The sequence below is a fragment of the Piscinibacter gummiphilus genome (assembly GCF_002116905.1).
Classification (GTDB): Bacteria; Pseudomonadota; Gammaproteobacteria; order Burkholderiales; family Burkholderiaceae_C; genus Rhizobacter; species Rhizobacter gummiphilus.
The window spans coordinates 4461516-4485099 of sequence record NZ_CP015118.1 but is presented as its reverse complement, the minus strand read 5'-3'; the positions used below and the strand labels follow the sequence as shown (position 1 = coordinate 4485099).

Genomic DNA, 23584 nt, shown 5'->3' with positions numbered 1-23584 from the left:
CCGGGATGACGTTATGCCAGGCGCTGGCGGTGGCGGGCGATCTGCTGGCGCACCTGGGCCGGTGCGGTGCCGCCCAGCACGTTGCGCGCGTTGAGCGATCCGCGCAGCGTCAGCACGTCGAACACGTCGGGGGTGATCGACGCGTGGAAGCCCTGCAGCGTGGCCAGCGGCAGCTCGGACAGGTCCACGCCGGAGGCGATGGCCTGCTTCACGGCGTGTGCGACGACCTCGTGCGCGTCGCGGAAGGGCAGGCCCTTCTTGACGAGGTAGTCGGCGAGGTCGGTGGCGGTGGCGTAGCCCTTGAGCGCGGCACGTTCCATCGCCTCGGTCTTCACGGTGATGCCGCCCACCATCTCGGCCATGATGCGCAGGGTGTCGCGCACCGTGTCGACGGTGTCGAACAGCGGTTCCTTGTCTTCCTGGTTGTCCTTGTTGTACGTGAGGGGCTGGCCCTTCATCAGCGTGATCAGGCCCATCAGGTGGCCCACCACGCGGCCGCTCTTGCCGCGCGCCAGTTCGGCGACGTCGGGGTTGCGCTTCTGCGGCATGATCGAGCTGCCCGTGCAGTAGCGGTCGGCGAGGTCGATGAAACCGAAGTTCTGGCTCATCCACAGCACGATCTCTTCGGCCAGGCGCGACACGTGCACCATCGTGATGGACGCGAACGCGCTGAACTCCATCGCGAAGTCGCGGTCGCTCACGGCGTCGAGGCTGTTCTGGCACACGCCGTCGAAGCCGAGCGTCTTCGCCACGCGCTCGCGGTCCAGCGGGTAGCTGGTGCCGGCCAGCGCGGCGGCGCCGAGCGGCAGGCGGTTCACCCGCTTGCGCACGTCCTGGAGGCGCTCGGCGTCGCGCGCGAACATCTCCACGTAGGCCAGCAGGTGGTGCGCGAAGCTCACCGGCTGCGCCACCTGCATGTGCGTGAAGCCCGGCAGGATGGTGTCGACGTTGCGGTCGGCCACGTCCACCAGCGCCTTCTGCATGTCGGCCAGAAGCGGCAGCAGCGTGTCGATCTCGTCGCGCAGCCACAGGCGCACGTCGGTGGCCACCTGGTCGTTGCGCGAGCGGCCCGTGTGCAGCCGCTTGCCGGCGTCGCCCACCAGTTGCGTGAGGCGGGCCTCGATGTTCAGGTGCACGTCCTCCAGGTCGAGCTTCCACTCGAACGCGCCGGATTCGATGTCGGCGGTGATCTGGGCCATGCCGCGCTGGATGTCGGCCAGGTCCTTCGGCTGGATGATGCCCTGGGCGGACAGCATCTCGGCGTGTGCGAGGCTGCCCGCGATGTCGGCCTTCCACAGGCGCTTGTCGAAGAAGACGCTCGCGGTGTAGCGCTTGACCAGCTCGCTCATCGGCTCCGAGAAGAGCGCGGACCAGGCTTGGGATTTCTTGTCGAGTTGGTTGGAGGACATGGCGAAAAGGAGGCGGGAGTGCGGGGCACGCCGGGGAACAAGGGATTGCCGCGGGAGCCGACTTGGCGACAATGCGCCACGGTCCGGGCTGGAGCCCGGATTCTAAATCCCCCTCCCGATTCCTCCCCGTCCCTCCCAGTCCCGATGGCCAACCCCCCGCCGCCCGAGTCCGACCGCGCCCCCCGCCGGCCCTCCGAGCCGTCCTGGGGCGACAGCACCCGGCCCGGCGACCTGCGCAACCACAGCAGCGCGTTCGGCACCACCACCGGCTTCGGCCCGGGCGGCTCCGCGCTCGCGCCGGATCCCCGCGTGGCCTCCGCGTTCGACGTGTGCCACGTCGGGGTGCTGCTGCGGGCCGTGCTGTTCGTGCACGGCGTGCTGGCCGTGGGCGTGGCGTTCGGCCCGAAGTCGATCGACGCCTGGCTCAACCGGTTCGCCATCGGCGCGGGCCTCGCGCTCCCGGCCACGCTCGCCTGGCTGGTGGTGGCCTGCCTGCTCAAGCGCCAGCTGGGCCGGCTCGTGCCGTGGCTGCAATGGGTCGCCGCCGTCGCGCTCGGTGCCGCCTGCGGCGCCGGCGCCTACGTGCTGCAGGACGCCGGGTCGCTCGACCTGCTGGGCGGCATCCACTGGCCCGGGCCCACCGCCGCGGGCGGGGCGCTGGCCGCGGCGCTGTTCTACTGGCTCACGCTGCGCGCGCGCGCGCGGCTGCCCGCGCACGTGGAAGCCCGGCTGGCGGAATTGCAGTCCCGCATTCGCCCGCACTTCCTGTTCAACACGCTGAACACCGCCATCGCGCTGGCCCGGCTCGACCCGGCCCGCACCGAAACCCTGCTCGAAGACCTGGCCGAACTGTTCCGCGTGGCGCTCAACGACAGTGGCGAGGCCGTCACGCTGTCCGAGGAAGTGGCCTTGGCGCAACGTTATCTCGCCATCGAGCAGGTGCGATTTGGTGACAGATTGAAAGTGACGTGGGAGCTCGACGAGGACGCGGGCCAGGCCCGCGTGCCGCCGCTGCTGCTGCAGCCGCTGGTCGAGAACGCGGTGCGCCACGGCGTCGAGCCGGCGCCCGAAGGCGGCCAGATCCGCATCCGGACGCGGGTCAAGCGCGCCCACGCGGTGATCATCATCGTCAACACCATGCCCGGCAAGCCGTCCCGGCCGGGCAACGGCATCGCGCTGCGCAACGTCCGCGAGCGCCTGCGCCTGATGCACGATGTGACGGCGCAGTTCGAGGTTCGTGCCGACAATCAGTTCTTCCGGGTTCAGATGGTGGTGCCGCTGTGACATTGGCGTTGCGGGTCCTCGTGGTCGACGACGAAATGCTGGCGCGTGCGCGTTTGCGCACGCTGCTGGCCGAGTGCGCCTCGCCGGCGGCCGCCGTGGCGGGCGAAGCCGCCCATGCCGGGCAGGCCCTCGAGTGGCTCGCGGCCAACCGCTGCGACGTGGTGCTGCTCGACATCCACATGCCTGGCCTCGACGGCGTCGAGCTGGCCCGCCGGCTGCGCGCCCAGGACGACCCGCCCGCCATCGTGTTCGTCACGGCTCACGCGGAACACGCGCTGCAGGCCTTCGAACTCGACGCGGTCGACTACCTCACCAAACCCGTCCGCCGCGACCGCCTCCAGGCGGCGCTGCAGCGGGTGGCCACCCGCGTGCGCCCTCCGGCCGCCGCGGCCCCGCCGACGGGCGGCGATGCCGATGCCGGCGTGCTGCTCGTCAACGACCTCGGCCGGCGCATCCGCGTGCCGGTGTCCGACGTGCTCTACCTCAAGGCGGAACTGAAGTACGTGACGCTGCGCACGGCCACGCACACCCACGTGCTCGACGACTCCCTCACCGACCTCGAGCAGCGCCTCGGCCCGCGGTTCCTGCGCGTGCACCGCAACGCGCTCGTGGCCCGCGGGGCCATGCAGGCACTCGAGCGGCGGCTCGTGCCGGGCGACGGCGCCGACGACGTCGCCGAAGGATGGGCGGTGCGCGTGGGGCCGGTGGGCGAATGGCTCACGGTGTCGCGCCGCCAGGTGGCCGCGGTGAAGGACGCCATCGCGGAGGGTGGGTTGTGAAACCGTCCCCGGTGGTGCTCGACGAACCGGAGGAGGGCAGCCGCGTCCGCGTCTCCGCCGTGCTGGGCGGGGTGCTGGTGGTGGTCGTCGTGGGGGTGCTGGCCTGGCTCGCGACCGGCACGCCGGCGGCTCCCGACCGCACGCCGGGCCTCCGCCAGACCGTGCGGCTGCGCGACGTCTGGGCCACCACGCCGCCGCCGCCGCCCGTGGCCGCCGAGGCCGTGGCAGCGGCCGCTTCGGCACCCGCCGACGTGCCGCCGGGCTGGCTCGACGTCTGCGGGATCGGGTTGGTCAAGGAATCGGAATGGATGGGGCAGGCGAGCATCGAGGCCCGCGCGGCCTCGATGGCGGCCGCGCGCCGCCAGGCCGTCGCGGCGTTCAAGGCGCGGGGCGACGAGGTGTCGCACGCGGTGGCGCTGGCGCTGGAGGCCTATGGCGGCGACGTCGAACTCGACGAAGCCCTGGCGTGCGAAGGCGAGGGATGCCCCGCCATTCCCACGCGCATCGAGTCGCCGCAGGCCCGCAAGCGGCGCTTTGCCTCCCACGTCGCCACGCGAGACCAGCTGGTGCAGCTGGCGCTGGGCTCGCGCAACCCCGAGGTCTATGCCCTCGCGTACAACGTCTGCGAGATGCAGGGCGGCGACGACGCCGGTTCGTCGTGCCACATGCTGTCGGCCGACCAATGGGCGCGGCTGGACCCCGGCAACGGCGTGCCCTGGCTCGCGGTGGCGGAGCGGGCGAAGGCGCGAGGCGACCGCGCCGGTGTCGCGGAGGCCCTGTACCGCGTGGGTCTGGCCACGTCGATGAACGCGCGGGTGGGCAGCCTGAGCCAGCGCCTGATCGAGCAGGGCGCAGGGCAGGGGGGCAGGACCCCGGGCGCCACGCCGTCGCTCGAGACGTTCGAACTCGCCTCGCAGACCTTCTTCCTCTACCTGCCGGGGCTGTCCGGGTACAGCGTGCTGTCGGGCGAATGTTCGGCCACTGCCGTGCGCGACGCCAACCGGCTGCAGCAGTGCGCCGCGTTCGCCGACACGCTGTGGTCGCGAGGCACCACCCTGTTCGACTGGAACATCGCGCTCGCGCTCGGCGCGCGCGTGGGCTGGCCGGCCGAGCGCCAGCAGGCCGCGCGCGACGAACGCGACGCGGTCATGCATGCCGCCGCCACGTCCCTCGACAGCGAACAGTCGCTCAGCTGCGAGAGCATCCGGCGCCACGGCCAGCACCTGACGAGCGTGGGCCAGCTCGGCGAGATCGGTGCCATGCGCGAACGTGTCCGCGCGTCCGGACGTTCCGTCGCCGACTGGGCCCGCGAGGCCCGGCAGGTGCGCGACGCGCTGGTGCGCTCCGCCGACGCGGCGCCCAGCGTGCCGCGGGTCCGCTGACCCCGCGGGCGCACGCGGAGATCCCCTGACCCCGGGGCGGTCACCGCCTCGGCCGCATTGCATTGGTATGCTTGCAGGCCCAGCCATCCGGTGCGGAGATCCTCTCCTTGCTCGACATCGAAGCCCCTCCCATCCCCGCCGACCAGATGCGCCGCGCGGGGCGTGACCTGCTGTCGCTGGCGCTGATGGACACGCGCAACCGCACGCTCCGCTGGGCCAGCGCGAACGAGGAGGCGCTCGGCAATTCCCGCTGGGGTCTCGGGCCCATGGCCGAAGTGCAGCCGTGCGACCCGCCGCTGTGGGCCATCGGCCACCTCGGCTGGTTCCAGGAGTTCTGGATCGCGCGCAACCTGCAACGCCAGCAGGGGGAACGCGCCGACCCGAAGTCCACGCGGCTCGCTTCCATCGACCCGTCCTCCGACAGCTGCTTCGACCCGCAGCACGCGCCGTTCGACGTGCGCTGGCAGCTCCAGCCGCCGGACCTGGACGCCACGCGGCAGTACCTCGTCGCCACGCTCGAGACCACGCTCGACCTGCTCGAGCACGCGGGGTCCGACGACGACGCCCTCTACTTCTTCCGCCTGGCGCTGTTCCACGAGGACCGCCAGAACGAGGTGTTCGCCACCCTGTCGCAGACCCTCGGGCAGCCCGCGCCGTGGCTGCCGTCCCCGGTGGCCTTCGCGCCGCGGGACCCGCTGCTGTTTCCCGCGTCCACGTGGACCTTCGGCAGCAGCCCCGGCGGGTTCTCGTTCGACAACGAGCGGCCGGTTCACGTCGAGCCCGTGCTCGAGTTCGAGATCGACGCCCAGGCCGTGACCTGGACCCAGTACGCCGAGTTCGTCGAGGACGGCGGCTACGACGACGCACGCTTCTGGTCGCCCGACGGCTGGGCCTGGGTGCAGCGCGAGGGCCGGCGGTCGCCGCGCCACGTCGACCAGCTGCGCCACGGCGTGCTGGTGCAGCGCTTCGGCCAGGCCGTGCGCGTGCCCATGGGCCAGGCCGCCATGCACCTCACCTGGTACGAGGCCGACGCCTGGTGCCGCTGGGCGGGCCGGCGCCTGCCCACCGAGGTCGAATGGGAACTGGCCGCCCACCAGGGGGCATCGCGTGGCTTCCGCTGGGGGCAGGTGTGGGAGTGGACCGCCACCACCTTCCGCCCGTTCGACGGCTTCCAGCCCGGCCCCGACCTCCATCATTCGCCGCCCGCCTTCGGAACGCACAAGGTGCTGCGCGGTGCCTCCTTCGCCACCAGCGAGCGCATGCGCCATGCAAAATTCCGCCACTTCCTTCGCCCCGAACGCGACGACCAGTTCACCGGTTTCCGCAGCTGTGCGCTGTAGCGCCGCCGTCCTGCTGGCCGGGCTGCTCGGGGCCTGCGCCTCGACGACGACCCCCACCGCACCGCCGCCGCGGGTGCTCGTGTTCGGCGAGCAGCACGACCAGGTCGACCAGCAGCGTCAGGTGGCCGAGGCCGTGGCCACGCTCGCCGCGCGCGGCCACTTGCGTGCGGTGGTGCTCGAGATGGCCGACCGCGGGGTCGACACCCGCGCGGTGCCGCGAGGTGCCGACGACGCCGCGGCCCGCGAGGCACTCGGCTGGCAGCAGGAGCGCGGCTGGCCCTGGGTCCAGTACGGCCCCGTCGTGATGGCGGCCGTTCGCGCCGGCGTGCCGGTGTGGGGCGGCAACCTGCCGCGCGCGGAGATGCGCGCCGCGATGACGAACACGTCGCTGGACGCCGCCGTGACGCCCGAGATCGCCGACAAGCTCACGGCGGCCATCCGCGACGGCCACTGCGGCCTGCTCTCCGAGGACATGGCACCCGGCATGCGCCGGGTCCAGATCGCCCGCGACCGCAGCATGGCCGGCGTCGTGCGCGACCGGCTCGCCGAAGGGCAGGGCGGCGTGGTGCTGCTCACCGGCGCCCAGCACGCCTCGCGCGACCGCGGCGTGCCGTGGCAGCTCGTGAAGCCGGATGTGGTGTCGGCCACGGCGATCCGGGTCGTGCTGTTCGAGCCCGGGTCCGACGGGCTCGTGGCGGACGAGCGGCGAGTGGCAGCGGTCACGCAGAGTCCGGATCGGTGCGAGGCGCTGAAGGCGAAGATGGGGACACCGGCGAAGTAGCCCGGTTCGCACCTCATGCTTCGCCCATCACACACCGTCGTCATCCCGGCGGAGGCCGGGACCCTGGGCCGACGCCGAAGGTCCCGGCCTCTGCCGGGATGACGGCCTCTTTGAAGGGCGCGGGCAGGAGCGATTCGCGCCGTCGTCCTACAGGCCCACGGCGCCTTCCCGGCGATGCTTGGCCCCCATGAGCCCCATCGCCTACGGCATCCCCGTCCTCCTCGAACACTGGGCGCTCACGCTCGCCGTCGCCCTGGTGGCGCTGGTCGCCGTCGAAGCGATCTTCTGGGTGGGCGTGCGCCTCGTGCGCCGCGCGGCCCGCCGCTCCGCGATGGCGGTCACCGTCACGCAGGCCATCCACGGCCCCTCGCACTGGGTGCTGCGCCTCGTCGCGCTGAACCTCGTGTGGCAGGGGGCGCCCGACGACCTCGCCGGGATCGCCGGCGTGCAGCGCTGGACCGGCCTGCTGCTGATCGCCGTGGTGACGTGGCTCGTGGTGCGCGTGGTGAACGGCACGGCCCGCGCGGTGGTGGCCGCGCACCCGGTGACCGTGGCCGACAACCTCGCGGCCCGGCGCATCCACACCCAGACCCGCGCCATCGCCAAGACCCTCGTGGGCCTGATCGTCGTGATCGGCGCGTCGCTGATGCTGATGACCTTTCCCGCGGTGCGCCAGATCGGCACGAGCCTGCTGGCCTCGGCCGGGCTCGTGGGCATCGTCGCGGGCTTCGCCGCGCGGCCGGTGCTGGGCAACCTGATCGCGGGGCTGCAGATCGGGCTCACGCAGCCGATCCGCATCGACGACGTCGTGATCGTGCAGGGCGAGTGGGGCGTGATCGAGGAGATCACGGGCGCCTACGTCGTCGTGCGGGTGTGGGACCAGCGCCGCCTCGTCGTGCCGCTGCAGTGGTGGATCGAGAACCCGTTCCAGAACTGGACGCGCAACACGTCCGAGCTGATCGGCACCGTGTTCCTGTGGGTCGACTACCGCATGCCGCTCGCACCGCTGCGCGAGGCATTGAAGGCCGCCTGCGAGGCCAGCCCCCACTGGGACCGCCGCTTCGCGCTGCTGCAGGTGGTGGAGGGCGGCGAGACGGCCATGCAGCTGCGCTGCCTGGTCACCGCCGCGAGTGCGCCGCAGGCATGGGACCTGCGCTGCGACGTGCGCGAGGCGCTGATCGATTTCGTGCAGCGCGAGTACCCGCAGTTCCTGCCGCGCCTGCGCGCGGAGGCCGAGATCGCAGCGCCTCAGCCTTCGCCGCTCGGGCCGCCGGCATAGCGGACGGCCTGGTTGCTGCGCACGAACCCGTACAGCACGAGCCCGGCCTGCGCCGCGATGTCGATCGCGAGCGACGTGGGCGCGGAGATGGTGGCGAGCGCCGGCACGCCGAGCCGCGCGCACTTGCGCACGAGCTCGTAGCTGGCCCGGCTCGACATCACCACGAAGCCGTCGGCGTTGGACAGGCCCGCCTGCGCGCGGCGCCCGAGCAGCTTGTCGAGCGCGTTGTGCCGGCCCACGTCCTCGGCCACGTCGGCGATCACGCCGTCCGGGTCGGACCAGCCGGCCGCATGGCAGGCGCCCGTGGCCGCGTTGATGGGCTGGTGGCTTCCCATGCCGGCGAGCGCGCGCTGCACCACCACGGGCGACAGCGTGGCCGCCCACGCGGGCGGCGCGAGGCGTTCAGGGGCGAGGTCCAGCCGGGTCAGGCTGTCGATGCCGCACAGCCCGCAGCCCGTGCGGCCGGCGAGCGACCGGCGCTGGTCCTTCAGACGCATCTCGGCGGCCGCGGCCACCTCGATCTGCACCTCGATGCCGGCGTCGCTTTCCACCATGTCGATGCCGTAGCACTCCGCGCGCGAAGCGAGCAGGCCTTCGGACAGCGCGAAGCCCAGCGCGAAGGCCTCGAGGTCGGCCGGCGTGGCCATCATCACCGCGTGGGAGATGCCGTTGAAGACGAGCGCGACGGGGGTCTCGACGGCGACCGAATCGGTCTCGGCGAGCGTGCCGTTGCGAAGCACGGGGACGGCGCGGGTGGGATCGGTCATGCCGAGGCCTCCACCGTGGTGCGTCCCGCCGGCGTGATCCACGCGCGCCAGCGGCCTTCGTCCTCGGCCAGCCGCGCGTAGCCGGGGCCGGCGACACCACCGAGCCGCGCGTCGCTCAGCATCGTGAACGTGCGGATCAGCACGGCCACGCGCTGATCGAGCTGCTTGGCGAGCCGCGTGAGCGGCACGCCGTCGCCGGTGTCGAGTTCGGCGAGCCGGGCGAGCACCGCGGTCTCGAGTTCGTCAAGCGGCCGGGGCATCGCACCGGGTGAGCTTCACCGGGATGGACTTGGACGTGGGCGTGCGCGCGCCGATCGCGAAGCTCTGCAGCGGCACGAGCGGGTTCGTCTCTGGGTAGTAGCTCGCGATGTTGCCACGCGGGATGTCGTACGAGACGAGGCGGAACTTCTCGGCGCGGCGCTCGACGCCGTCGGCGTACAGGCTCGTGATGTCGACCCAGTCGCCGTCCTTCAGGCCGATGTCGCGCAGGTCCTCGTCGTTGATGAAGACCACGCGGCGCTGGCCGTAGACGCCGCGGTAGCGGTCGTCCATGCCGTACACCGTGGTGTTGTACTGGTCGTGCGAACGCACGGTGGCGAGCGTGAGCACGACGGTGTCGCGGTGCTTCTCGCTGGCCTTCGCGCGGTGCACGAAGGTGTCGCGCGGCACGGCGTGCGTGCTGAACTTCGCCTTGCCCGACGGCGTGTTCCACACCCGTTCGGACGCCGTGTTGCGCAGGCGGAAGCCGCCCGGCTTCGCGATCTTCTCGTTGAAGCCGGCGAAGTCGTCGAACACGGCCTCGATGCGTTCGCGGATCAGGCGGTAGTCGGCGACGAGGTCGAGCCACGGCGTCTTGCTGTGCGGCAGCGTTGCCGCGGCCAGGCGGGCGACGATCATCGGTTCGGACAGCAGGTGCTCGGACGCCGGCGCGTTGAGGCCGGCCGACAGGTGCACCATGCTCATCGAGTCTTCCACCGTGACACCCTGCGTGCCGCCGGCCTGCACGTCGATCTCGGTGCGGCCCAGGCACGGCAGCAGCAGCGCCTGCTGGCCGTGCACGACGTGGCTGCGGTTGAACTTGGTGGCCACGTGGACGGTCAGTTCGCACGACTGCAGCGCGCGGTACGTGGCCAGCGTGTCGGGCGTGGCGGCGGCGAAGTTGCCGCCCATCGCGAAGAACACCTTGCACTGGCCCTCGAGCATCGCCTCGATGGCGCCCACGGTGTCGTGGCCGTGCGAACGCGGCGGCTCGAAACCGAACACCTTGCCCAGGCGGTCGAGGAACGCGGCGGTGGGCTTCTCGTTGATGCCCATCGTGCGGTCGCCCTGCACGTTGCTGTGGCCGCGCACCGGGCACACGCCCGCGCCTTCGCGGCCGAGGTTGCCGCGCAGCATCAGCAGGTTGACGATCATCTGGATCGTCGCGACCGAATGCTGGTGCTGCGTGATGCCCATGCCCCAGCAGGCGATCACCCGCTTCGACTCCATGTACTGCTTCGCCACCGCCTCGATCTCGGCCTTGGTCAGGCCGCTCTCGGTCTGGATGACGTCCCAGTCCTCGTCGAGCACGTCCTGCATGAACTCGTCGAAGCCGGAGGTGTGTTCGGCGATGAAGGCCGAGTCGACGATGGGCGCCAGGCCGTTGAGGCGGGCGTGTTCGTCGGCTTCCAGCACGAGCTTGCACAGGCCCTTCAGGAAGGCGAAGTCCCCGCCGATGCGGATGCGCACGTAGTGCGACGAGATGGGCGTGGAGCCCATCGTGGCCATCTCGAGCTTGTCCTGCGGGTCGGCGAAACGCTCCAGGCCGCGCTCACGCAGCGGGTTCACGCTGACGATGCGGCAACCGCGCTTGGCGGCGTCGCGCAGCTCGCCCAGCATGCGCGGGTGGTTGGTGCCGGGGTTCTGGCCGAGGATCAGGATCAGGTCGGCCTGCTCGAAGTCGTGCAGCGTGACCGTGCCCTTGCCCACGCCGATGGTGGGGCGCAGCCCGCTGCCGCTCGGCTCGTGGCACATGTTCGAGCAGTCGGGGAAGTTGTTCGTGCCGTACTCGCGCACGAACAGCTGGTACAGGAAGGCCGCTTCGTTGCTGGTGCGACCCGACGTGTAGAAGCTCGCCTGGTTGGGGTCGGGCAGGGCCTTGAGTTCGGCGGCGATCAGCGTGAAGGCGTCGTCCCAGGCGATGCGCTTGTACTTGTCGGTGACCGCGTCGTACACCAGGGGCTCGGTGATGCGGCCGAGCTGCTCCAGCACGTAGTCGGACTGTTCGGCCCACCACGACACGGTGTGCTCACCGATGACCTCGGGCGTGGCACGCTTCGACGTGGACTCGGCTGCGACGGCCTTGACGCCGTTTTCGCAGAACTCGAACGTGGAGGTGTGGCTGCGGTCGGGCCAGGCGCAGCCGGGGCAGTCGAAGCCGTCGGGCTGGTTCGCCGCCAGCAGCGTGCGGGCTCCCTTGCCCGGTGCGCCTTCCTTCATCAGCGTCTTGGCGACGCTGCGCAGCGCGCCCCAGCCACCGGCCGGGCCTTTGTAGAACTCGATCTTCTGTTCGCTCATAGGTGTGGGGTGGCATAAGGCCAGTTTGACTGTAGCCACCAATCGTTGGACGCACAATAAGAGGGACACCGCCGAGTTCATCGGCTGTGGACAGCATAAGCCAAGCATGCACAAAGTCACGATCCAGCCCCAGTGGACCATCTCCGGACCCGAAGGCGCCGCCCTCGCGCAGCGCCTGGTCGACCTGCTCGTGGGGGTGCACGACCACGGCAGCCTGCTGGCCGCCTGCAACGCGGCGAACGTCTCGTACCGGCATGCCTGGCAGCTGCTGCGGGAGGGCGAGGCGCTGATGGGGGCGCCGCTGCTCGTGATGTCGCGCGGCAAGGGCTCGATCCTGACGCCCCTCGGTGACAAGCTCGTGTGGGCCGACCGGCGCATCCGCGCGCGGCTGTCGCCGGTGCTGGACTCGCTCGCGTCGGAACTCGAGGCCGAGATCGAGAAGGTGAGTTCGCCCACGGCCCCGCTGCTGCGCATCCACGCGAACCATGGTTTCGCCGTCGAGGCCCTGCGCAGCCGGCTGCTGGCCTCGGGCGTGCCGAACGAGTTCCGCTACTGCGGCAGCGTCGAGGCCGTGGCCGCGCTGCACAACCAGGTGTGCGAACTGGCAGGGTTCGCCGTGCCCATCGGCGAGTTCGAGCCGCCCGTGGTCGAACACTACCGCCCGTGGCTCAGCGCCCGCCCGTACCGGCTGATCCAGGTGGCGGTGCGCAGCCAGGGGCTCATGGTGGCGCCGGGCAACCCGAAGAAGGTCTACGAGCCGAAGGACCTGGCCCGCCCCGGCATCCGCTTCATCAACCGCCAGCCGGGCTCGGGCACGCGGCTGCTGCTGGACCTGCTGCTGCAGCAGGCGAAGGTGGCGCCGGCGCGCATCTCCGGCTTCGAACAGTGCGAGTACACCCACGCCGCGGTGGCCGCGTTCGTGGCGAGCGGCATGGCCGACGTGGGCTACGGCGTGGAAACGCCGGCCCGCCAGTTCAAGCTCGATTTCATCCCGAGCCAACGCGAGCGCTATTTCCTGCTGTGCGACGAACGCAGCCTCGAGCGCGACGACGTGAAGGGCCTCCTCGACCTGCTGGGCGGCGCGGCGTTCAAGTCGGCGGTGGACGCGCTGCCGGGCTACCAGGCCGACGACGCCGGCCGGGTGTTCACGCTCGACGAGGCCTTCGCCACGTTCCGCGCGCGTGCGCCGCGCAAGGCCGCGGTGCGGCGCACCGGCTGAGGCCTGCACCAAAGGGCAATCGACGCCCGCCGCGGCGCGGCGCACAGTCGCCGGAGAAGGAGAGGGCGGCGATGGCACGCAGAGAGGTCCCCCGCGGCGCACACGCCGCCGTCGGCAACGTCGACCGCGACCCGGTCGACCTGGTCGAACTCAGCAGCCGCGGCCGCATCCGGCGCCTCGTGCCGCTGCGCTACGGCCGCATGCTCGCATCGCCGTTCGCGTTCTTCCGGGGCAGTGCCATCCTGCAGGCGCACGACCTCGCGGGTACCCCCCACACCGGCATCCTGATTCCCATCTGCGGCGACGCGCACCTCGCCAACTTCGGCGGCTTCGCCACGCCCGAGCGCACGCTGCTGCTCGACATCAACGATTTCGACGAGACCAGCACCGGCCCCTGGGAATGGGACCTCAAGCGGCTGGTCACGAGTTTCGTGCTCGCAGCACGGCAGACACGCCGCAAGCGGGGCGTCGCCGACGACCTGGTGCACGCCCTCGTGCGCACCTACCAGTCGCGCATGCGCGCCTACGCCGAGAGCGGCATCCTCGACACGTGGTACGACCTGGTGACCTTCGAGCGCCTGCTGGCCGAGGAGCCCTCGCCCGAGATCCAGAAGCGCATCCGCCGCGGCATGGAACGCGCCGCCGACCGCACCCACGAGGCCCTGCTGCCCAAGCTCACCCGGCGCGAGGGCGACCGCCTCACCATCCTCGACGCGCCGCCCGCGGTCTTCCACGCCCTCGGCAGCAGCACGCTGTTCGACGCGGACGACGAGGTCATGCGCATCCAGGACCGCGAGGCGGTGATCCAGTCCAGCTTCCGCGAGTACCTCGGCACGCTGCCCCCCGACCGCCGCCGCCTGCTGCTGCATTTCGTGCACCAGGACACCGCGTTCAAGGTCGTCGGTGTCGGCAGCGTCGGCACCCGGTGCCTGATCCAGCTGCTGATGGACGGGCAGGGCAAGCCGCTGTTCCTGCAGATCAAGGAGGCCTCGGTGTCGGTCGTCGCGCGCTACTTCAAGGCCCCCGGGCCGAAGTCCTCGCACGAAGGCCGCCGCGTGGTCGAGGGCCAGCGGCTGATGCAGGCCGCGAGCGACCTGTTCCTCGGCTGGACCACCGGTCCCTTCGGCCAGCACTTCCACGTGCGCCAGCTGCGCGACATGAAGTACTCGGTGCAGGTGGAGCTGATGGATGCGGAGCTGATGGAACGCTACGCGCGGACCTGCGGCTGGGTGCTGGCGCGCGCCCATGCCAAGGGCAGCGGGCGGGCGGCCGAGATCGCGGGATACCTCGGCAGGAGCGACCGCATGGCCGACGCACTGGTCGCCTACGCGAACGCCTACGCCGACCAGGCCGAGCGGGACCACGACTGCTTCGCCTCCGCGTGCCGCTCGGGGCGGCTGGAGGCGCGGACGGACGAGGACATGGCGGCGGATTTCCGGGTCTAGGTTTCCTCGGGGTGCAGGTGCACCGCGAGCCACAGCGCCCCTTCCGACACCCTCTGCACGGTGTGCGGCACGTGCGCCGGCAGGAACACATGGTCCCCGGCCTTCAGCTCGACAGCCGCCCCGTCGACGTCGAGCAGCGCCTCGCCCTTCACCAGCACGACCCATTCGTCCTGCGGCTGCACGTACGTCTGCGGCGTGACGTCGCCCGAGCTGACGATGCGCTCGATGACGAGGTTGCGGTGGTCGAGCAGCACGTCGAACCGCTCGCCCTGGGCGGGCGGCGTGCCGTCGGCGAAGAGGTTGCCGGTGTTCATGGGGCGAATGGGGAGTGGGCGACGCCGCCGATCGTAGCGGGCGCCGCCGTTCCCCGGCCGCTCAGGACGCGATGGCCGGCGGTCGCGCGCGGTACGCGCGCGGCGTGACCGCGTACGTGCGCCGGAAGGCGCGGCCGAACGCCGATTCGTCGGAGAAGCCGAGCTGCGTGGCGATGTGCCCGACCGGCTCGGTGGTCGTGCGCAGGTAGTCGCAGGCCGCGCGCATGCGCACCTCGTGCAGCACGTCGGTGAAGCGGGTCTGCTCGTCGCCGAGCTTGCGTCGCAGCGTGCGAGCGCTCATGCCGAGGGCTTCGGCCACCGGGCCCAGTTCGGGCAGGCGGGTGGGGTCGCGCAGCAGCAGGCGGCGCACGGCCGCGGTGGTGCTGGTGGCCGCCTCCATCTCCTCGTTGAGCGTGACGCACTGCGCCTCGCAGAGCCGGTGGGCCTCGTCGTGGCTGTGGGGCAGCGGCAGGTCGAGCATCGCACGCGGGAACCGCAGCAGCGTCTGCGGCCGGTCGTGGTACACGGGGCAGCCGAAGACCTCGCGGTAGCGGTCGGGCAGCTGCGGGTCCGGGAAGGCGCAGTGCACCTCGACCAGCCCGTTCGACACGCCGGTCAGCCGGCGCAGGGCCAACGCCCAGCCCGCGAGCTTGCCCTCCTGCCAGAAGGCCCGCATCGCGCGGCCGTAGGGTGTCGGCTCCCGCTCGATGAACTGCACCTCGACGACGTCGTCGTGATGGACGATGCGGGTCTCGATCAGCGGCCGGACGAGGTGGATGTACGCGGTCCAGGCGTCCAGCGCCTGGCCCAGCGACGTGGCCGACGCGATGGTGTGGCCCACGATGCCGAGGTCGAGCGGGTTGGTCATCTCGCCGTACAGCAGCCCCAGGCCGCGGTGCGGATGGCGTGCGAGCAGGTGCTCCATCCACGCGACCATGCGGCGGGTCTCGACGGGGGTGTCGGACCGCAGGTCGGCAGGCAGGCCGAACTCGGCGAGCGTGGGTTCCGCATCGATGCCGGTTCGACGCAGGACGGTGATCATCCGGAGCACCTGGACACCCGGGACGGTGTCCCAGGGATCGCCGGATCGGGAGGGGGGACGGGGTGGGCCGTGGCGGGTCATGGGTCGGCAGGAAAGGACACTGGTACGGTATCGTTCCCAGAGTGTAACTATGGGTTACACGTTCTCGATTCGCTCGGAAACCTCCCGAACAGGCCTCCGTGGTTTCCTTCTCACTTCCCGTTTTCGGTCCTGATCCAGTCGGCCACCGTGGGCGGACGACCGGCCGGATCGGCCGGGTCAGGCGACCTTGAACGTGCCCACGACCTGCGCCAGGCGCTGCGCCTGGTCGCGCAGGCTTTCGGCCGCGGCGCTGCTTTCCTCGACGAGCGCGGCGTTCTGCTGGGTCATCTGGTCGAGCTGGGTGACCGCGATGTTGACCTGGCCGATGCCGTCGGACTGTTCGGCCGAGGCGGTGGTGATCTCGCCGATGATCGCGGAGACCCGCTGCACCGAGGCGACGATCTCGTTCATGGTCTCGCCGGCGGCGGCCACGAGCTTGGAGCCCGACTCGACCTTGTCGACGCTGGTGCCGATGAGCGTCTTGATCTCCTTGGCGGCCTCGGCGCTGCGCTGCGCCAGCGAACGCACCTCGCCGGCCACGACCGCGAAGCCGCGGCCCTGTTCACCCGCACGGGCGGCTTCCACGGCCGCGTTCAGCGCGAGGATGTTCGTCTGGAAGGCGATGCCGTCGATGACGCTGATGATGTCGCCGATCTTCTTCGAACTGGCGTTGATCTCGTCCATCGTCGAGACGACTTCGGAGACGACCTGGCCGCCGCGCTGGGCCACATCGGCCGCGTTGGAGGCGAGGTGGTTGGCCTGGCGGGCCGACTCGGCGCTCTGCTTGACGGTGCCGGTCAGCTGCTCCATCGAGGAGGCGGCCTGCTGCAGGTTCGATGCGGTCTGCTCGGTGCGGCCGCTCAGATCGAGGTTGCCCGTGGCGATCTCGCTGCTGGCGGTGTGGATGCCGTCGCTGCTCGCGCGCACCTGGCCCACGAGGTGGCCGAGGGACTTCTGCATGGTCTTGAGCGACTCGAGCAGCTCGGCGGCTTCGTCGCGGCCGGTCACGGTGATGGGGCGGGTGAGGTCGCCCTCGGAGATCGCCTGGGCGATCGACTTGGCCTGCGCGATGGGGGTCACGACGGAGCGGCTCAGGCGCCAGGCGAGGCCCACGGCCAGCAGCAGCGCGAGCACGCCGCCGACGGCGAGCGCGATGGCGCCGGACTGGGCGGCGGCCTCGGCGCGGGCCTTCGTCTCGTCCATGCTCTCGCGCTGGCGCACGATGAGCTTCTCGACCGACTCGCTGTACGCGGCGGCGGCCGGGAACAGCTTCGCGAGCACCTCGGCGGTGACGTCCTCGCCCGCTTCCTTGCGCTTGAGCAGGTCGTTGCGCAGTGCCTGGTAGGCGTTGCGCTGCGTGGTGATGTTGTCGAGCAGGCGCTTGTCCTCGTCCGACGTGGCGATCTCGACCATGCGCTTGAGGCGGGCCGTCTGCGCGGTCACGACGTCCTGCATCTCGACCTTCACCCGCTTCTTCACCTCGGCGTCCGAGGCGTAGAACATGACCCACGTGCGGGCGGCGTTCGATTCGATCGCCCGGCCCCAGCGTTCCGACATGGAGAGCTTCTCGGCGTCGACGGTGCCCAGCTCCTCGGCGAGCTTGTGCACGACGGAGATGCGGTTGATGCCGAAGCCGACGGCGGCAGCCACCAGCAGCACGATGGAACCGAACCCGACGGCGAGGCGGGGACCGAGGCGGAGCGACGACAACGAAAACATGGTGAGGACCCTGGTTGAGGCGACTTCAGAGGCATATCGGATGAGCCCCATGGCCGCTTGAGCCGCTGAACCGGTCCAGATTTGTAAAACTTTCCTGTGTTGCGGTGCGGCACCTGCCGATCTCCGGTCGTACTTCACGACCGTGCGGCCCGCCCGAGCCGGCGCTGGCGAACAATGTCGTTTCTCCTGCGCAGTACCCATGGACCCGTTCACCGTCATCGCCATGCTCGCCATCCACCTCCTGGGGACGGCCGGGCTGTTGTTCCTCGTGTGGCGGCTGATGCCGGCGGCGCCGGGCCTCGCGGCGTGGTGGGTGGCCAGCGGCCTCTTCGGCCTGGCCTACCTCGTTCGGCTGGTGGTCGGCATGGAACACGGCGACGGGGTCGGCGTGGCGGCCGACAGCCTGATGCTGCTCGCCGTGCTGCGTTTCGGCGACGGCGTGCGGGAGTTCACGGGACGCGCCGCGTGGAAGCCGGCGGCCACCTTCATCGCGTGGGCGCTGGCCGTGTCGCTCGAGGCCGCCGCCACGGTCGCCTTCGGTGCCCAGGGCCGCTACACCGTGCTCAACCTCGCCATCGGCGGCCTGTACGCCCACCTCGCGTGGACCATCGCGGTCGAGGTGGGGCGCCAGCCCCGTCCGCTGCGCGCGCCGCTGCGCCTCCTCGCCTTGCTGATGGGCGGCCTCTCCGCACTGACGCTGGTGCGGGCCCACAGCCTCTTCGCCGACGGCATGGCGGTCGCGTTCCACGGCCCGCTCGCGAAGGTCTACTACATGTACGCGTCGACGAACGCGGTGGTCGTCGGGCTCACGCTGCTGTGGCTGCTGTTCCTCCGCCTCAACGGCCAGCTCGCCGACCTCGCGGCGCGCGACCCGCTCACCGGCGTGCTCAACCGCCAGGGCCTCGACGAACGCGTGCGCCGGCACTTCGAGCGCCCGAACGCCGCCCCGCTCACGGTGATGCTGCTCGACATCGACCACTTCAAGCAGGTCAATGACACCCACGGCCACGCCACGGGCGACGCCGTGCTGATGGCCGTCGCGCGGACACTCGTCTCGCACCTGCGGACCGGCGACTTCGTCGCCCGCGTGGGCGGCGAGGAGTTCCTGATCGGCTGCGCCGAAGGCGCGCACCCCGACGACGCGATGGTGTTGGCGCGCCGCCTCAACGAGGCCGTCGGTCAGCTGCAGGTGGCCGCGCCGGGGAACGCGGTGCCTGTCGTGTGCACGGTGAGCGTGGGCGTCTCGGGCCGCGTCGCCTCGCGCGCGGACTGGGAGGCGGGCACGCGCCAGGCGGACCGAGCGCTGTACCAGGCGAAGGCGGACGGGCGGAACGCGGTGCGGCCGGCCGTCGTGTCGCACGCGGCCTGAGCGAGCGCGCGCGGGGTCAGGCCCGCAGGATCTTCTCCATCGCCTTGCCCTTCGCCAGCTCGTCGACGAGCTTGTCGAGCTGGCGGATCCGTTTCATGAGCGGGTCCTCGACCGCCTCGACACGCACGCCGCACACCACGCCCTTGATGAGTTCGCTGTTCGGATGCATCGACGGCGCCTGGTCGAAGAAGGCGCGGAAGTCGGTTTCCTGCGCGAGCTGGCGGTTCAGTCCGTCGGTGTCGTAGCCCGTCAGCCAGCAGATGATCCGGTCGACCTCGTCCTTCGTGCGGCCCTTGCGCTCGGCCTTCTGGACGTACAGCGGGTAGACCTTGGCGAACGGGGTGGAGAAGATGCGGTGGTCCGGCATGGTGGGGCTTTCGGTTGGTGGGTGATTGTCCCCGCTACCCGCCGCCGAACGTCGCCAAGGCGCCCCTTGGACTGTCGCATCTCAGGGCGTGCCAGTTGATCACCTTCTCTCTGTTGGCCGAACGCTCACAGCGTGTCCCCGCCATTGCCATTGGCTTGAGACTTCTTCTTCCAACGGAAGCGGCCGCGTCATCAACTGTGATGATTCGTGCCGTTGTTGCAATGAACAGAATCAGCAGATGAGCCCTGAGGCATGGGGCCGGGCGTTGTTCCCACGACGATGGGATTTGAGGGAGAGACCATGCGCGCGTTGAAGTGGGCTGCCGTGATGACGCTGACTTCAGTCTCCGTGTCCGCCGTGGCGGCCTCGACGGGGGAGTCCCTGGCCCAGCTCACGAGTACGCTCAGCGGCTACCTGGCGACACTCGCGGGTACCAGTGCACTGGTCGTCGCATTACTCGAGGCCTACAAAAAATTGCTGTCGGTCAGGGGCAAGTACCACCGCACAGCCATCATGCGCTGGCTGGCACAGGATTCCACCTCGATCACAGGTGAACTCGCTCTCGCGAAACCCGGCATCCTTTCGGCCGTTGCATTGGGGGGCGGAAACCACTACGCCGTTCCCGATTACCGCAAAGTGATGGGTAAGGACTACAGCCCGGAGCAGGCCTACGCCGAGTTCTTCCATCTGACATCCGGCCAATCCAAACCCGCGACACCTCACCCTTCGCATGCGATTGTTCGGTGGCGCAGCGTTGATCGGGCAGTTTTCGAGTTGGAGACATCGCGCATGATGTCTCAGGTCCAGGATGCAGCCGATGCAGTGCTCAATGGCCCGCAGCGGTATCCCCACCTCTACGCATTCCTGACTCGAGGAGTCGATGCCTCCGATGCAGCCGCCTGGCTGGCCTACATGTCATCCCCGCCAGCATCTGGACCGACCAAACAGGACTCGGATCGCTATGCGCGGATCAGGATGTTGATGCGGCGCCAACTCGATGCGTTCCAGACTGTGACGACGTGTCGCTGGGATGACCTCAATCAATGGTGGGCGATGCTGCTCGGGGCCGTCATCCTGTTCATCGCGTTGGTCATCGGTGCGGATCCACAATTCGTGGAGAAGCCGGCTTTCGATCCATGGGAGTCGTTAAAGGCTGGCTGGCGAACCCTCTCCGATCCGCAGACTTCCGTTCTGGGGCTCCTGTTGAAGGCCGCCCTCGGGGGGGTATTGGCGCCCATCGGGAAGGATCTGCTGAACAGCATCTCCTCGATCAAATTCTCCAGGTAGCTGAGGCCGCGATGTCGCGCTATGAGGGAGATTTCGATGGTTACGCCGCAGGCCTGCGGCTCGACATGCGACGTGACCCTGAGGGTGGACCCGTCGTGCCGTGCACGGCGGAATGGCAGAACGGCCAACCGCGATCCCAGCATGATCTCGTGGTACTCATCCACGGCTTCAACAACAACCGTTGCGAAGCACAGCAAGCCTACTCAGGCTTTCGCGAACTGCAGAAGGGATTGCTGGATCTCGAGTCTGGAGAGAGGTTTGAGGCGATGCTGGCCGATGCGTTCTGGCCAGGCGATGCCAACTATGCCGGGCCGCTTGATCTCGTGGATTTCCTGGTCTATCCCGCCACCATTGCCGGTGCCAAACGAACCGCGGACGCCTTGAGCGCCTACCTTCTGCGGCGAACCGACGTGCTTAACCTGTGCTTTGTCGGGCATTCCATGGGATGCAGGGTTGTTCTCGAAACCATCATGCGCTTAAAGGCTGACCCCAAATTCCAGACGCCCATCCGCAAGGTGTGTCTGCTCGCTGCCGCGGTACCGACGTTCACCGTGTTCCCGGGAGGCACGCTGGAGAGTGCCTTCACCGCTGCGGAACAGGTGGCGGTGCTTCACTCCAAGGACGACATCGTGTTGTCTGGAGCGTTCCCTCTCGGTCAAACGCTTGCAGGGGACGGATTTTTCCCAACGGCGATTGGGCGTCACGGCGATGTGCCATGTTCCCCAGGCAGGGTCATGAGTCAACCTGTTGAGGGGGCGGGCCACAGCGACTACTGGGGCTGGCGGAGCACTGTGGCCAGCGCCAAAGCGGCGGGTTTTATCAGCGGCTTCCTCGACATCATGTCGAGCGCGCGGGTGTTGCAAGAGATTGCCTTGCCGCAATCAACGGGCGTTTGCAGCCGGATGGCTCCAGAGCGGCGAGTGGTGGGTGGCGGTTGCACTGCACAGCCGACATGAATACGCGATGGATCAAGTCTTGTGCGGAATGACTTTGGCTTCGTCTCGATTGATACGTCGATCCACATCGTGTGGGCAATCGCAAGGGGGCGACTGCTGGAGCAAAGCAATGATCAGGGAGGTACCAATGCTTCGAGTCATCACGGCGTTGAGCACGTTGCTCCTGCTTTCTCTTTCTACTAACGCGCGCGCTTTTCAACTCTCGCCAGACGGCACTTCGTTCGAGAGACGCTTAGCCAGCCAGGGGCAGCCAACTGGCCAACGGCTTCTCGGCAAGATCGCCAGTTTCGGCGTCCGCAAATTTGGTTCTCCTGTCCACGAGGAAATTTCCAACCGTGCGCTTGATTGCGAGGGCGATGCGGAAATCTGTGCCGATCCAGACTGGGATCCCGCCCAAGCGTACATTCTCGCGGGCGTCCGCTGGAACGACGATCCGCCGTTTAGGTTCGAGCGGAGTTTCGGCAAGTACGTCGGATGTACGCCCGGGCAAACCGTTCGCCTCGTCGTACAGCCGGAATGTTGGGCTCGGGTCTTTGTCGATGGCAAGAAGCGAGCCAAACGCGGTGAGTCGCTGGACGCAAGGTCGGCCCCACTGCTCCTGCGCTCCCACTTTGGTGACATGCAGTTCCTCCATTCAATGGGCGGACGTGACGGCGAATCGCCGGAGGTTACACGCGCACGAATTCTGATGTGGTCCGAGTTCACTTGGAAAGTTGCCACCCAGCGCATCCTCGGCGGAGAAATAGTCGCGAAGGTGAATGTCGCAGGGATGTCCGAAGTTTTTGGTGCCAACGGCTGGAGCGTGCAGGATCTATTCACCTTGGGTAATCCCAACATTCGGAAACCCGCATATCTTGCTGCGGTTGCGTTCGGTAGTCTTCTTCATACTGTCCAGGACTCCTTTTCGCGGGCCCATGTGAGCCGGCGTTCGCCTGAGTACAACGCGACTTGCCCGGGCTCGGCCGGCAAGCATCTCGCTCCAGGCGCAATCGAAGAGTTCCATTCGTATTCACACCAGGATGCTGACTTGCACGCGGACGCGGATGTTCGTCCAGCCTTCTCTGCGCACCAATCTTCCGGAAAGCCCACGACCGTGGACGTCGGTCGCACCCTTGCGGAGTTTTACGGTCGACAGGCCGCATGGAGCGAGGTGGCCCCGTATATCAGCTGCATCTTTCTGCTCCACGAGAATCCCCGGCCGGCTTCACCCGGTGACTTCGCCGCTCCCTAGAACAGAGCGATTCCGGCTACTCGGCGTTTCGATGTTGGAGACAGCGTCGGCATTGCACTCAAGAACAGCGAGCACTGTGTCGGCTCTGTCAGGTACGTTTCCAACTCGCGGGGTTTACCGAGCAGCAAAGAACTGACTCGGCGTCTGCCCGAACTGCCTGCGGAACATCGTGGCGAACGCGCTGGGGCTCTCGTAGCCGAGCGCCAGCGCCACGTCGATCACCTTCTCGCCGCTGGCCAGCAGCTCCAGCGCCCGCAGCAGCCGCGCCTGCTGGCGCCACTGCCCGAAGGTCATGCCGGTGCCGGCCGCGAACAGGCGCTGGATGGTCTTCACGTCCACCGACAGGCGCGCCGCCCAGTCCGCGAGCGTCGACGGGTCGTCGAGCTGCTGCTGCAGGTGCGAGCAGATGGCGGCGAGCCGCGGGTCCGTGGGCATCGGCAGGTGCAGCGGCAGCACGGGCAGTGCGCGCAGTTCGTCGAGCATCAGGCGCATCAGCCGGCCGTCGCGGGAGTTCGGCGTGTACGGGTGCTGCACGTCGACGGCGGCGCGGATGAGTTCGCGCAGCAGCGGCGAGATGCCCACCGCGCAGCAGCCTTCCGGCAGCTTCGGTGCGGCATCGGGCTTCACGAAGAGGCTGCGCATGTGGACCTCGCCGATGCAGCGGATCGCGTGTTCCATGCCCGCCGGCAGCCACAGGCCGCGCGTGGGCGGGATCACCCAGCGGCCCGCGGCGGCCTGCACCACCATCACGCCCTGCACGGCGTGCACGAGCTGGTGCTTGGCGTGGGCGTGGGGTTCGATCTGCCAGCCTGCCGGGTAGTCGGTGGCGCGGCAGGCCACCGGCGCCGGGGCGCGGTCGACCTCGACGAGCACCTGGGGCAGGGGCGCGGGGCGGTGGGTGGCGGGCATGTCCTTTTCGAAAGGGTCCGTGGTTGGTTCGCGCGAGACGGGCGTGGCGCCGGTTCCTAGAATTCTGG

At 69.5% G+C, this 23584-nt stretch carries 21 protein-coding genes; 12 read left to right on the top strand and 9 right to left on the bottom strand.

The annotated features are described in order from the left end of the window. Positions 1-11 precede the first annotated feature (11 nt). The gene (gene argH, locus A4W93_RS20310; protein ID WP_085752335.1) at positions 12-1409 is read right to left on the bottom strand and encodes an argininosuccinate lyase; all 1398 of its coding nucleotides are present in this window, start codon (positions 1407-1409) and stop codon (positions 12-14) included. Positions 1410-1553: 144 nt separating this feature from the next. On the opposite strand from argH, the gene A4W93_RS20305 reads away from it, so the two are divergent. The 6 genes from A4W93_RS20305 to A4W93_RS20280 all read left to right on the top strand — a co-directional run bounded on the left by A4W93_RS20305 (position 1554) and on the right by A4W93_RS20280 (position 8254). Continuing rightward, on the top strand, positions 1554-2693 hold the full coding sequence (locus A4W93_RS20305) for a sensor histidine kinase (protein WP_085752334.1): 1140 nt from the start codon (positions 1554-1556) through the stop codon (positions 2691-2693). Between the two features lie 2 nt (positions 2694-2695). After that, the gene (locus A4W93_RS20300; RefSeq protein ID WP_085752333.1) at positions 2696-3472 is read left to right on the top strand and encodes a LytR/AlgR family response regulator transcription factor; all 777 of its coding nucleotides are present in this window, start codon (positions 2696-2698) and stop codon (positions 3470-3472) included. Beyond that, on the top strand, positions 3469-4854 hold the full coding sequence (locus A4W93_RS20295; protein ID WP_099959945.1) for a hypothetical protein: 1386 nt from the start codon (positions 3469-3471) through the stop codon (positions 4852-4854). The genes A4W93_RS20300 and A4W93_RS20295 overlap by 4 nt, the downstream gene beginning before the upstream one ends. A gap of 107 nt (positions 4855-4961) precedes the next feature. Continuing rightward, the gene (gene senA, locus A4W93_RS20290) at positions 4962-6194 is read left to right on the top strand and encodes a selenoneine synthase SenA (RefSeq protein WP_237357588.1); all 1233 of its coding nucleotides are present in this window, start codon (positions 4962-4964) and stop codon (positions 6192-6194) included. Then, positions 6184-6975 (top strand): ChaN family lipoprotein, encoded by a 792-nt coding sequence (locus A4W93_RS20285; protein ID WP_157782203.1) that lies wholly within the window; start codon positions 6184-6186, stop codon positions 6973-6975. The genes senA and A4W93_RS20285 overlap by 11 nt, the downstream gene beginning before the upstream one ends. A 187-nt stretch (positions 6976-7162) precedes the next feature. Continuing rightward, on the top strand, positions 7163-8254 hold the full coding sequence (locus tag A4W93_RS20280) for a mechanosensitive ion channel family protein (protein WP_085752330.1): 1092 nt from the start codon (positions 7163-7165) through the stop codon (positions 8252-8254). Here the strand turns inward: A4W93_RS20280 and fdhD are convergent. Genes fdhD through A4W93_RS20265 form a run of 3 tightly spaced genes read right to left on the bottom strand, consistent with a single transcriptional unit; the run spans position 8224 to position 11577 of the window. Further along, positions 8224-9021 (bottom strand): formate dehydrogenase accessory sulfurtransferase FdhD, encoded by a 798-nt coding sequence (gene fdhD, locus A4W93_RS20275; protein WP_085752329.1) that lies wholly within the window; start codon positions 9019-9021, stop codon positions 8224-8226. The two genes, A4W93_RS20280 and fdhD, sit on opposite strands and share 31 nt — an antisense overlap. Continuing rightward, positions 9018-9281, bottom strand: coding sequence for a hypothetical protein (locus A4W93_RS20270; protein WP_085752328.1), 264 nt, complete (start codon positions 9279-9281; stop codon positions 9018-9020). The genes fdhD and A4W93_RS20270 overlap by 4 nt, the downstream gene beginning before the upstream one ends. Next, entirely contained in the window at positions 9265-11577 is a 2313-nt protein-coding gene (locus A4W93_RS20265; protein ID WP_085752327.1) for an FdhF/YdeP family oxidoreductase, read from the bottom strand. The genes A4W93_RS20270 and A4W93_RS20265 overlap by 17 nt, the downstream gene beginning before the upstream one ends. A 106-nt stretch (positions 11578-11683) precedes the next feature. Here A4W93_RS20265 and A4W93_RS20260 point away from each other — a divergent pair, with 106 nt between their 5' ends. Then, entirely contained in the window at positions 11684-12796 is a 1113-nt protein-coding gene (locus A4W93_RS20260) for a substrate-binding domain-containing protein (protein ID WP_085752326.1), read from the top strand. A gap of 71 nt (positions 12797-12867) precedes the next feature. Beyond that, a complete protein-coding gene (locus A4W93_RS20255) occupies positions 12868-14241 on the top strand; it encodes a DUF2252 domain-containing protein (protein WP_085752325.1) in 1374 nt (457 codons plus the stop codon). On the opposite strand, the gene A4W93_RS20250 is transcribed toward A4W93_RS20255, so the two are convergent. The 3 genes from A4W93_RS20250 to A4W93_RS20240 form a co-directional block, all read right to left on the bottom strand. Beyond that, a complete protein-coding gene (locus A4W93_RS20250) occupies positions 14238-14555 on the bottom strand; it encodes a cupin domain-containing protein (protein WP_085752324.1) in 318 nt (105 codons plus the stop codon). The two genes, A4W93_RS20255 and A4W93_RS20250, sit on opposite strands and share 4 nt — an antisense overlap. Positions 14556-14616: 61 nt before the next feature. Continuing rightward, positions 14617-15597, bottom strand: a complete 981-nt coding sequence (locus tag A4W93_RS20245) for an AraC family transcriptional regulator (protein WP_169726569.1) — start codon at positions 15595-15597, stop codon at positions 14617-14619. 258 nt (positions 15598-15855) lie between these two features. After that, positions 15856-17397, bottom strand: a complete 1542-nt coding sequence (locus tag A4W93_RS20240; RefSeq protein ID WP_085752322.1) for a methyl-accepting chemotaxis protein — start codon at positions 17395-17397, stop codon at positions 15856-15858. Positions 17398-17596: 199 nt separating this feature from the next. Here A4W93_RS20240 and A4W93_RS20235 point away from each other — a divergent pair, with 199 nt between their 5' ends. Continuing rightward, the gene (locus tag A4W93_RS20235; RefSeq protein WP_085752321.1) at positions 17597-18766 is read left to right on the top strand and encodes a GGDEF domain-containing protein; all 1170 of its coding nucleotides are present in this window, start codon (positions 17597-17599) and stop codon (positions 18764-18766) included. 16 nt (positions 18767-18782) lie between these two features. Here A4W93_RS20235 and A4W93_RS20230 read toward each other — a convergent pair whose 3' ends face one another. Further along, positions 18783-19133 (bottom strand): DUF2200 domain-containing protein, encoded by a 351-nt coding sequence (locus A4W93_RS20230; RefSeq protein ID WP_085752320.1) that lies wholly within the window; start codon positions 19131-19133, stop codon positions 18783-18785. Between the two features lie 300 nt (positions 19134-19433). Between A4W93_RS20230 and A4W93_RS30105 the strand changes: the two genes are divergently transcribed. The 3 genes from A4W93_RS30105 (at position 19434) to A4W93_RS29785 (ending at position 22607) form a co-directional block, all read left to right on the top strand. After that, positions 19434-20420, top strand: coding sequence for a hypothetical protein (locus A4W93_RS30105; RefSeq protein ID WP_157782202.1), 987 nt, complete (start codon positions 19434-19436; stop codon positions 20418-20420). An 11-nt stretch (positions 20421-20431) separates the two neighbouring features. Further along, complete coding sequence (locus tag A4W93_RS29790) at positions 20432-21376, top strand: alpha/beta hydrolase (protein ID WP_157782201.1); 945 nt, start codon at positions 20432-20434, stop codon at positions 21374-21376. Positions 21377-21503: 127 nt separating this feature from the next. Then, on the top strand, positions 21504-22607 hold the full coding sequence (locus A4W93_RS29785) for a hypothetical protein (protein WP_157782200.1): 1104 nt from the start codon (positions 21504-21506) through the stop codon (positions 22605-22607). 114 nt (positions 22608-22721) lie between these two features. Here the strand turns inward: A4W93_RS29785 and A4W93_RS20215 are convergent, their stop codons facing one another. Next, positions 22722-23516 carry an AraC family transcriptional regulator gene (locus tag A4W93_RS20215; RefSeq protein WP_085752317.1) on the bottom strand — a complete coding sequence of 265 codons (795 nt, stop codon included), beginning with the start codon at positions 23514-23516 and terminating at the stop codon, positions 22722-22724. Positions 23517-23584: the final 68 nt, after the last annotated feature.

Coding starts and splice junctions, on each gene's coding strand:
- argH (WP_085752335.1), bottom strand. CDS start 1,409: ATGTCCTCCAACCAACTCGACAAGAAATCCCAAGCCTGGTCCGCGCTC.
- A4W93_RS20305 (WP_085752334.1), top strand. CDS start 1,554: ATGGCCAACCCCCCGCCGCCCGAGTCCGACCGCGCCCCCCGCCGGCCC.
- A4W93_RS20280 (WP_085752330.1), top strand. CDS start 7,163: ATGAGCCCCATCGCCTACGGCATCCCCGTCCTCCTCGAACACTGGGCG.
- fdhD (WP_085752329.1), bottom strand. CDS start 9,021: ATGACCGATCCCACCCGCGCCGTCCCCGTGCTTCGCAACGGCACGCTC.
- A4W93_RS20270 (WP_085752328.1), bottom strand. CDS start 9,281: ATGCCCCGGCCGCTTGACGAACTCGAGACCGCGGTGCTCGCCCGGCTC.
- A4W93_RS20265 (WP_085752327.1), bottom strand. CDS start 11,577: ATGAGCGAACAGAAGATCGAGTTCTACAAAGGCCCGGCCGGTGGCTGG.
- A4W93_RS20260 (WP_085752326.1), top strand. CDS start 11,684: ATGCACAAAGTCACGATCCAGCCCCAGTGGACCATCTCCGGACCCGAA.
- A4W93_RS20255 (WP_085752325.1), top strand. CDS start 12,868: ATGGCACGCAGAGAGGTCCCCCGCGGCGCACACGCCGCCGTCGGCAAC.
- A4W93_RS20250 (WP_085752324.1), bottom strand. CDS start 14,555: ATGAACACCGGCAACCTCTTCGCCGACGGCACGCCGCCCGCCCAGGGC.
- A4W93_RS20245 (WP_169726569.1), bottom strand. CDS start 15,597: ATGATCACCGTCCTGCGTCGAACCGGCATCGATGCGGAACCCACGCTC.
- A4W93_RS20240 (WP_085752322.1), bottom strand. CDS start 17,397: ATGTTTTCGTTGTCGTCGCTCCGCCTCGGTCCCCGCCTCGCCGTCGGG.
- A4W93_RS20235 (WP_085752321.1), top strand. CDS start 17,597: ATGGACCCGTTCACCGTCATCGCCATGCTCGCCATCCACCTCCTGGGG.
- A4W93_RS20230 (WP_085752320.1), bottom strand. CDS start 19,133: ATGCCGGACCACCGCATCTTCTCCACCCCGTTCGCCAAGGTCTACCCG.
- A4W93_RS30105 (WP_157782202.1), top strand. CDS start 19,434: ATGCGCGCGTTGAAGTGGGCTGCCGTGATGACGCTGACTTCAGTCTCC.
- A4W93_RS29790 (WP_157782201.1), top strand. CDS start 20,432: ATGTCGCGCTATGAGGGAGATTTCGATGGTTACGCCGCAGGCCTGCGG.
- A4W93_RS29785 (WP_157782200.1), top strand. CDS start 21,504: ATGCTTCGAGTCATCACGGCGTTGAGCACGTTGCTCCTGCTTTCTCTT.
- A4W93_RS20215 (WP_085752317.1), bottom strand. CDS start 23,516: ATGCCCGCCACCCACCGCCCCGCGCCCCTGCCCCAGGTGCTCGTCGAG.